The sequence below is a fragment of the Abditibacteriota bacterium genome (assembly GCA_017552965.1).
Classification (GTDB): Bacteria; Armatimonadota; UBA5829; order UBA5829; family UBA5829; genus RGIG7931.
This window is the reverse complement of the sequence record JAFZNQ010000135.1, coordinates 1-9,554: the sequence shown is the minus strand read 5'-3', so window position 1 is coordinate 9,554 and position 9,554 is coordinate 1. Positions and strand designations below refer to the sequence as shown.

The 9,554-nt window shown below is 59.6% G+C and carries 8 protein-coding genes; 5 read left to right on the top strand and 3 right to left on the bottom strand.

The window, feature by feature from the left end:
* The 4 genes from IK083_11090 to IK083_11075 all read left to right on the top strand — a co-directional run.
* Window positions 1–1,035, top strand: a 1,035-nt coding sequence (locus IK083_11090) for a leucine-rich repeat protein (protein MBR4750098.1), incomplete at its 5' end; no start/stop codon positions are given.
* A gap of 13 nt (window positions 1,036–1,048) precedes the next feature.
* Complete coding sequence (gene recG / locus IK083_11085; GenBank protein MBR4750097.1) at window positions 1,049–3,124, top strand: ATP-dependent DNA helicase RecG; 2,076 nt, start codon at window positions 1,049–1,051, stop codon at window positions 3,122–3,124.
* On the top strand, window positions 3,121–3,957 hold the full coding sequence (gene rsmI, locus IK083_11080) for a 16S rRNA (cytidine(1402)-2'-O)-methyltransferase (GenBank protein ID MBR4750096.1): 837 nt from the start codon (window positions 3,121–3,123) through the stop codon (window positions 3,955–3,957). Before recG ends, rsmI begins: the two co-directional genes overlap by 4 nt.
* A 116-nt stretch (window positions 3,958–4,073) precedes the next feature.
* Window positions 4,074–5,936: an AMP-binding protein gene (locus IK083_11075; protein MBR4750095.1), complete on the top strand. Its 1,863-nt coding sequence runs from the start codon at window positions 4,074–4,076 to the stop codon at window positions 5,934–5,936.
* 49 nt (window positions 5,937–5,985) lie between these two features.
* Here IK083_11075 and IK083_11070 read toward each other — a convergent pair whose 3' ends face one another.
* Window positions 5,986–7,011, bottom strand: a complete 1,026-nt coding sequence (locus IK083_11070) for a hypothetical protein (protein MBR4750094.1) — start codon at window positions 7,009–7,011, stop codon at window positions 5,986–5,988.
* Window positions 7,008–8,339: an HD domain-containing protein gene (locus IK083_11065; GenBank protein MBR4750093.1), complete on the bottom strand. Its 1,332-nt coding sequence runs from the start codon at window positions 8,337–8,339 to the stop codon at window positions 7,008–7,010. Before IK083_11065 ends, IK083_11070 begins: the two co-directional genes overlap by 4 nt.
* An 82-nt stretch (window positions 8,340–8,421) precedes the next feature.
* On the opposite strand from IK083_11065, the gene IK083_11060 reads away from it, so the two are divergent.
* Window positions 8,422–9,354, top strand: a complete 933-nt coding sequence (locus IK083_11060; GenBank protein MBR4750092.1) for a hypothetical protein — start codon at window positions 8,422–8,424, stop codon at window positions 9,352–9,354.
* Window positions 9,355–9,412: 58 nt separating this feature from the next.
* Here the strand turns inward: IK083_11060 and tuf are convergent.
* On the bottom strand, window positions 9,413–9,554 hold a 142-nt coding region (gene tuf / locus IK083_11055; GenBank protein ID MBR4750091.1), incomplete at its 5' end, for an elongation factor Tu.

Genomic DNA, 9,554 nt, shown 5'->3' with positions numbered 1-9,554 from the left:
TCCATGGGCTGGAAATACGCCAAGGACCACAACCTGCTGAAGTCTGACGGAGCAAACAGAAGACAGCAGCAGCAGTCCGCGCCTCAGGAAAAGCCTGCCAAGCCCGCCGAGCCTCAGAACGACCTGGGCTACTATTTCAGAGAGATAGACTCCCAGCCTGCTGCCGGAGGGCAGTCCGAGCCTGACGAGACCGCCGGGACGGCCCCCGGGGAAGAGCCTGCCGCGGACGTCGCCGCTGAGACTCCTGCCGCCGACCAGCAGGCGTCCGACTACGAAGCCTCCGAGGCTCAGTCCGAGCCTACAGAAGAGGAGCCCGTAGAGGAACCCATAGAGGAGCAGCCCGCAGAGACTGCCGAAGAGCCTTCGGAAGCTGCGGCAGAGACCGCCGGGGAGACCGTGGCAGAGGAGTCCGCAGAAGACGAGCCTGCAGAGGCCGCCGAAAAACCCGCCGGGGAGCCCGCGGCAGAGGAGCAGACCGCGGAGGCCGCAGAAGAGCCTTCGGAAGCTGCAGAAGAGACCGACGGGACCGAGGCAGAAGCTCCCGGCGACCGCAAGGAGGCCAAGGCCGGCAAGAGCCAGGACCAGGGCGTATTCAACATCAGGGGCAACACCAAGAACGTGCACCAAAAGACCTTCAAGGGTCAGAAGGCCATCAGCATAGTCTCCATCAGCGCCAACGTGAGAGTGGTGGACCCCGAAGCCTTTGACCAGCTCACAGGTCTGAAGGCCATCAACGTGCGTCAGAGCTGCAGGCAGTTCTGCTCCGTGGACGGAGTCCTGTATTCCAAGGACAAGACCGTGCTGGTGAGATACCCTCAGGAAAAGTCCAACCTCAAGTATTCCATCGACCCCCAGACGGTGAAGATAGCCTCTCACGCCTTCTACGGCTGCGACAGGCTCAAGACCATCCATCTGCCGGACACCGACGTGACCATTGCGCCGGACGCCTTCGAAGAGAACACCCCTATCAAGCTGAAAAACGCCAAGATAGGCTCTCAGGTCCACTCCTTCGCCAAGGAAAAGGGCTTGCTCTGACACAGGCTGCCACATGGAAGTCCGACACCTGTCAGGAGTGGGTCGCAAGATGGAAGCCCGGCTGGCCAAGCTGGGCATCCACAGCACCAGAGACCTGTGCGAACACTATCCCATGCGGTACGAAGACCGCTCCAAGGTATATTCCGCCGGAGCGGTCCCCTTTGACACGCCGGTCTCCGTAAGAGGCACCCTGATCTCCGTCAGCCAAAAACAGACCCGCCGCAGGAACATCACCCTTATCACCGCCGGAGTCACCGACGGTCTGGACACCCTCAGCCTGGTGTGGTTCAACCACGGCAATTATCTCCTGGCCCGCCTCCGGAAGCTGGAGGACAGAAATGTGACCGTGTACGGCAGCGTGACCATGGACAGGGCCGGCTATCCGGTGATGATCGGAGCCGAGATACTGGAGGACCCGGACACGGACGAAGTGATAGTCCCTGTGTACAATCTCACCGACGGCATCGGCCAGAATCAGATGCGGAGCTTTGTGCGCAAGGCTCTTGAATACGAGCGGGAATTCTATCACGAGACCCTGCCTCTCTCCGTCAGGGAGGAATACGGCCTCGAGGGCCTGTGGGAAGCCGTCCGCGGCATGCATTATCCCGACAGCCCCGAAGGCTTTCTACGGGCCAGAGACCGTCTGGCCTTTGAAGAGCTGTTCGTGCTGCAGCTGGCCCTCGTCCAGAGAAAACAGCGCCAGAAGCTGCCGGGCCGGGGCATCAGCTTTCGGGTGCCCGACGACTTTTTCACCGAGTTCCGGTCCCTGTTCCCCTTCCCTCTCACCGAGGGACAGAAAAGGTCCGTCATGGAAATAGTCGCTGACATGCGCAAGCCCGACTGTATGAACAGGCTGCTGCAGGGAGACGTGGGGAGCGGCAAGACCCTCACGGCCCTGGCCGGCATGCTCCTCTGCTGCAAAAACGGCATGCAGGCGGCCATCATGGCCCCCACGGAGATACTGGCGGAGCAGCACTACCTGAGCTTCAGGTCCATGCTGGGAGACAAGGCAGACGTCTTCAGGCCCGCGCTGCTGACCGGCAGCCTGAAGGCCTCCGAGAGAAAAAAGACTCTGGAGGACGTGGAGTCGGGAGCAGTGCAGCTGGTCATAGGCACTCACGCCCTCATAGCCGACAAGGTACGCTTTCACAGACTGGGGCTGGTAGTGGTGGACGAGCAGCACCGTTTCGGAGTGAGACAGAGGACCGCCCTGTATGACAAGGCCCGGGACGCCTCTCCCCTGGGGCCAAGGCCGGACCTGCTGCTGATGACTGCCACCCCTATACCCAGGACCCTCACCAACGCCGTGTACGGGGATCTGGACATCAGCGTCATAGACACCATGCCTCCGGGCAGGCAGCCCGTCAGGACCCATTGGAAAAAGCCCGAGGAGCGCCCCCGGGTCTATCGGGCTCTGAAAAGCCTCATCGCTCAGGGGCAGCAGGCCTACGTTGTGTGTCCCCTCATCGAAGAAAGCGAAGCCATCACCTCCCGGGCAGCCACCGAGCTGTGCGAAGAGCTGAAGCGGGATTTCTTCCCCGAATACCCCATAGCTCTCCTGCACGGCCAGCAGTCTGCCGATGAAAAAGAGCGTATCATGACCAGCTTCAGAAAGGGAGACGTGAAGATACTGGTATCCACCTCGGTGATAGAGGTGGGGGTGGACGTGGCAAACGCCACCTGTATGATCATAGAGAGCGCCGACCGCTTCGGCCTGTCCCAGCTGCACCAGCTGAGAGGACGGGTGGGCAGAGGCTCGCAGCAGAGCTATTGCATACTGATCTCCGAGGGAGTCACCGAGGACAGCCGCAAAAGGCTGGAGATCATGACCCGCACCAACAACGGCTTTGAGATCAGCGAAGAAGACCTGAGGCTCCGGGGGCCCGGCGAGCTGTCGGGAGTCAGACAGAGCGGACTGTCGGACTTCAAGGCGGCGGACATCTTCAGGGACGGAGCTCTGCTCCAAAAAGCCAAGGAGCTGGCCCGGAGCATCATAGAAGCCGACCCCGGTCTGGACTCCCCGGACTGGCAGCAGATAAAGCGCTTTGTCGCCGCCAAGAGCGCAGAAATAGAGGCCACCACAAATTGAGCGGAACACTGTATATCACTGCCACCCCCATCGGCAACATGGAGGACATCACCCTCCGGGCCCTCAGGATACTCCGGGAGGCGGATCTCATAGCCTGCGAGGACACCCGCACCACCATGAAGCTGCTCGCCAGGTATGACATCCACACCCCGCTGGTCTCCCATCACAAATTCAGCGCCGACAAAGAGGTGCTGGCCATCATAGAGCTGCTGGAGGCGGGCCGGACCTGCGCTCTGGTCACCGACGCCGGCACTCCCTGCGTGTCCGACCCGGGCTCACGGCTCATAGCCCTGGCCTGCGAAAAAGGCATAGCGGTGGAAGCCCTGCCGGGAGCCTGCGCCTTTATCACCGCCCTGACCCTGTCGGGCTTTGACGCTCAGAGCTTCAGGTTCGCAGGCTTTCCTCCCAGAAAATCGGGAGAGCTCAGGGCCTTCTTTGCCCGGATAGCCCCGGAGACCTGCGCCACCGGCATATACGAAGCCCCGGGCAGGGTCAAGAAGACCCTTGCCGTGATAGCCGAAGTCATGCCCGGCCGCCGGCTGTCTTTTTCCAGAGAGCTGACCAAGCTCCACGAAGAGACCGTGAGAGGCACCGCCGCGGAGATACTGGAAGCCTATGAAGGAAGAGAGGTGAAGGGCGAGGCTGTCATCATCATAGACGGCTGCCGGGAGCCCGAAGAGAGCCGGGAGGAGCCGGTGGACGCCGCAGAGCTGCTCCGGAGCCTGCTGGACGAAGGCATGAGCCCCCGGGATGCGGTCAGGGTCTGCTCCCGCCGGACCGGCATCCCCCGGAACACCCTCTACAGAGAGCTGCTGAAGCAGCCCGGGGAATGAGCCTTCTATTGCCCGAATGCTCCGTATATGCTATAATATATATGTATCTTATCATCACCGCCTCCGGGCGGAGAGCCTAAAGGAATACAATGATCGAAATAATCAAAGAGTCTGACATGCTGCGTATCGCAGGACCCGTGGATGCCGAAGGCGCGGAAGCGCTGGACCGGGCGCTCAGGGCCTGCAGCGGCCATGTAGTATTGGATTTTGCGAAAGTCAGCCACATCACCAGCACAGGCCTGAAGCGCCTTCTCTTTGCCATGAAGGGCGGCCTGGACCTGTCTGTAGTCAACGTTTCCCCTGCCGTAGGAGAGCTCTTCCATGCCAACGGCTATGACAACATGCTCACCTACAGCGTGAACGAGAGTCTTCCCCCGTCGGATTACGTTCCGGTCAGCACCGAAAAGAGCTTTAAGGCCATGCTGGCCGCCAAACAGGTCCCCGGAATGGAGGACAGGATGATCATCAACTACCGGGACAGGGACTACACCTGGAAGGACGTGGAGATGTGTTCGCAGATCATGGCGGACGACCTGGCCCGGCTCGGCGTCAAAAAAGGCAGCCACGTGGCCATCATCGGTCTCAATTCCATCAACTGGTTCTGCGCCTTCTTTGCGGTGCAGAAGCTGGGCGCCATCGCCATCCTTATGAATTATTTCCTGAGCCCCGAGGAGATCATCGGTCAGTCAAAGATCGGAGACATCGAGTTCATGATAGTGGGCCGCATACCGGGCGTGTCGGATTTTGACGTCTATTCTTCTCTGGTCACAGCCGGTGACAGCCGCATCAGAAAGACCTACAACATCAGGGATTCCCACGATTATACCACCCGTTATGACGAATACCCCGCAGTCAAGGACCTCTACAGAGACCTCTTCGACGAAGACGACGCCTGTCTCATGCTGTTTACCTCCGGCTCCACCGGTCTGGCAAAGGGCGCGGTGTTTTCCTCCAAGGCCATTTTTGACTGCATCTTCTGGGTACTGGACGAATACCTCATCACTTCCGAGGACCGCAACTGCATCAGCCTGCCCTTCTTCCACATACTGGGCTTTGCCATCATGTTCGTCATAGCCATTAAGTGCGACAGTCCCAGCTACATCCCCGAAACGGCCACCCCCGCAGCCATCCAATCCATCATCGAAAAGAACCGGTGCACCATGTTCCACTCTGTGCCCACCATGCTGCTGGCCGTCATCAACAACAAGAATTTTTCGCCCGACAAGGTGGCCTCCCTCAGATGTTCCATTCTGGGAGGAGCGGTGACCAGCTCGGCCCAGATGGAGCTCATGACGAGGATGTTCCCCAACAACCACATGGGCAACATATACGGCATGTCCGAGAACCCGGCCATCAGCATCACCCTTCTCCACGACTCCACCGAGAGAGTACTCAGCACAGTGGGCAAGCCTCTTCCCCATATACAAATGGAGATACGCAATCACGGCGACAACAAGCCCCTGCCTCTGGGACAGGTAGGCGAGATATGCATCAGAGCTGCCACCTCACTGACCAGCTATTACAATCTGCCTCTTGCAAATCAGGCCTATGATTCGGAGGGCTGGATCGCCACCGGCGACCTGGGCATGATGGACGAAGAAGGCTATCTGTATTTTTCCGGCAGAGTCAAGGAGCTCATCATCCGCTGCGGCGAGAACATCATCCCCAAGGAGATCTCAGAGCTGCTCATCACCCATCCCGATATATCTCAGGCCATCGTGGTGGGAGTGCCCCACCCCCTCTACGGCGAGGACGTGGCTGCGGCCGTGGTGATGGAGCCGGGCAAGACTCTGGACGAGAACGCCATCCGCGACTTTCTCTGGGGCAAGCTGGCCAAGTTCAAGCTGCCTGCTCACTATCGGGTATATGACAGCTTCCCTGTACTGGGCAGCGGCAAGCCGGACCTGCTCACCCTCAAGAAGCAGGTGGCAGAGTCCTATGCTGCAGCCGAAGAGGCCAAAGCCAAAAAACACAGCTGACACACAAAAAAAACGCCGGCAGGATACTCATCCTGCCGGCCTCTTTTTATTACAGGTCCGGATTTCTGTATCGGTAGCTCTCGTCCAAAAAGGCTTCCAGAGCGTCTATGCGGCAGTCGGGAGTGATGCCGTTGCCCGCAGTGATCATGAAGCGGCTGCTCTCGGCCAGATAGGTGTCGTACATAAAGCGCACCTCTTTGCGCACGTCCTCCGCCGGCTTCCACGGGATGGTCTGCTGCACGTCCATACCCCCCAGGATGCATATATCCCTGCCGAAGAGCCTGGCTATCTCCCTCTCGTCCATGGTGTATTTCTGTATGGGGTGCAGCACGTCGAAGCCGCATTCGATGAGAGGCGGGATAAGAGGCTGGATGTTGCCGCAGGAATGGAGCCAGACCTCCATGCCCAGGTCGTGTATGGTCCGGCACAGGCGGGTGTAATAAGGCCTGTAAAACTCGTCAAATATCTTCACAGAGAAAAAAGGCCCCGTCTGCTGACCAATGTCGTCGGAGAACATGATGCCGTCCAGATGCCCCTGCTCATGGGCATGGACTATGGTCTCGCAATAAAAATCCGTCAAGTGTCCGTAGAGCCTGTGGGTCTCCTCCGGATAGAGATAAAAGTCCGTCAGGGCGTTTTCCATGCCCCTCAGGGACCAGTGCCTTTCAAAGAGGCAATACCACCAGAGTCCCAGCCTGTAACGGCCGTCGTCCTCCGGTTTCCAGGGCAGCACTATATCCGGCCGCACCCGGGGAAACTCCTGCTCGATGCGGTCCATATCCTCAAAGCGCTCTATGGCCACAGAGCTGTCCAGAGCCCCCGAAGCGTTGACTGCGCCGCCCTTTACCCAGGCGTAGCCCTCCGGGTCCTCCGACACGGCGGCGGGCATATTGATGCCTATGATCTGAACGTCGCAGGGATAGGCGGCCAGCAGAGCCTCCGCCCGGGCCTTGTGCTCGCCGAAGGTCACCGGGTCCACCCACATATGTATGATCATGGGCACCCGGCAGCCGGCAGGCCGGTCCCAGGGCCCCCGTATCACTCTCCTCACCTGTTCTCTCGTTAAAGGCTTCACAGCGATCCCTCCTCAAGGCTCTTTGCCACCAATCGTTTTGCCTCTTCCCTGTCGCCTCCCGACAGGCTGCCCCGCAGCACGCTTTCTCTCAGCAGCGCCTTGGCTCTGCCGGCGCTTTTGCCCGTGAGTCCGAAGTCCCGCCGCAGCTCTTCACCCGACAGGGGCGACAGCTCCTTTTGCAGCAGGTCCGGCGTCCGGAGACGGTCATAGGTCTTCAGCATAGCCTCCAGACGCTCAGGCCCGCCGGCAGCCGCCAGCTTGTCCGACTTCATGAGGCGCAGCAGCTCCGGTATGACGTCCCGGTTCTTGTGTATCAGATACCGGAAGTCCCTGTCTCCGGAGCACTTGAAAAAGCAATTGTGCTCCTCTATGAGCCGGCAGACCCGGTGTATGACGTGGGCGGGCATACCCAGCCCTGAGAGCAGCTCCCGGGCCATTTCCGCAGAAGCGGCGGCGTGACCGGGAAAGGACAGGCTGCCGTCCGGCAGGGTCTTTGCCACCCGGGGCTTGGATATGTCGTGCAGGAGAGCTGAGTATCTCAGAGCGGGCTCAGCCTTCACTCCCCGGACCACCCTCAGCGTGTGCTCCCACACGTCGGAGCCGGGCCGGGACGTATAGCCCGCCAGCTTCTCCAGGCCCGGCAGCAGATGGGGCATTATCCCCAGCTCTGCAAGGAGCCTGAGCCCTTTGCAGGGGTCCGGGAGCAGCAGCAGACGGGTGAGCTCTTCCCTCCTCCGGTCCGCCGACAGGGTATCCGTTTCGCCGGCGGCCTCTGCCGCCGCCCGGGCAGTCCCGGGACTTAGCTCCATATCCAGCTGCGCGGCAAACCTGATCCCCCTCAGTATCCTCAGGGGGTCCTGACGAAAGGACTCCCCGGGGTCTATGGGGGTCCGCAGCACCCCTGCCTGCAGGTCTGCAAGCCCCATGCCCGTAGGGTCCAGTATCTCTCCGGAAAACAGATGCCGATACAGGGCGTTTACTGTGAAATCCCGTCGAAAGGCGTCTTCTTCAAGAGGCGCCGGCCGGGTGGCCGGCCTGCGGCTGCCGGGGGTGTATATCTCCGCCCGTCCGCCGGTCATCTCTATCAACACGTTCCCCCTGCAGAGCTTGGCCGAGTAAAACTCCGGCAGATAGGAGGGTCTGTCGCCAAAGCCCTTTTCTGCCAGCAGACGGCACACGGCAGCCGGGTCTCCGTCTATCATAAAGTCCGGGTCGGCAGCCTCTCTGCCCAACAGAGTGTCCCGCACCAGGCCCCCTACGATATAGACCTTGTCTTCGAAGCCCGAGCCCTCCAGAGCCAGGCGCATTTCCCCTAATAGTCTTTCCATTTGCTTTTGCATCGCGATTGTGATATAATTATTCTATCTATATTATACACCATATGACCATATTTCCGGCAGGACCAGTCCTATGCAAAAAACGACTACACTCATCATCATGCTTTTGATGGCCGCATCCCTGTGCCTCGGGGCCAATTACAGCCCGGACAAAACCGGCACCTTCAGGCTGAGCCCCCGCAACAAAAAGGAGGTCAGGATCGTGGCCAACCGGGGCTACTCGGCCAGCTTTCCCGAGAACACTCTCCTCAGCATCCAAAAGGCTGTGGAGACCGGCTGCGACATGGTCATGCTGGACGTCAGAAGCACCAGGGACAACGTGCCTGTCCTGCTGAAGGACGCCGACCTGGACCGCACCACCAACACCATGGGTGACATCAAGAGCATGACCTATCAGGACCTGACCGCCTACCGGGCCGGCTACACGGACGTCTTCAAGGACGCCTACGCCGACGAGGTGATACCCTCTCTGGAGGAGACCCTGCAGCGCTTCGGAAGGGTCCGGTATATGCTGAATATATACAGCATTCACGACCTGCCTCTCGTCCGCGACGTCATGGTAAAATGCAGATATCAGGAAAAAAACGTCACCGTGACACTGAACAGTCTCGAAGACATCAGCTCCGCCAAGGGGGCCAGATTCAGAGGCGTCACCCTGCTCCGCAGCCCGCTTGAAGCTTATTTTTCCTCGGACAACAAGGAGCTCTGGCTCCAGAATGCCAAAAAATCCGGCGCAGACGGCTTTGCCGTATCCTACGCCGACATGTTCGGCGTGCTCACCCCCAATCAGAGAGGCGTGTTCATGGTGCAGTGCTCCAAGAACAAGCTGCCCGTATACGTCATAGGGCCGGCAACTACCCGGGAGATACAGGAGGCCATGGAATACCAGCTGCGGGGCCTCATAGGCAAAAAGGGCTACATAGGCAAGTTTACCGGCGTGATCACCTCGGACCCGGGCAGGGCCATGATGATAGCCGGCAGGCTCAGGGCCTCAAAGCTGCAATAGGCTGCATACGACAAAAAAAACCGGAGCTCTCGCTCCGGTTTTGCATTTATATTCCGCTTTATTCGATGATCTCGGTAACGATACCGGCGCCTACGGTCCTGCCGCCTTCGCGGATAGCGAACTGCAGCTGCTCTTCCATAGCGATAGCATGGATCAGCTCGGCAGTGATGACTACGTGGTCACCGGGCATGACCATCTCG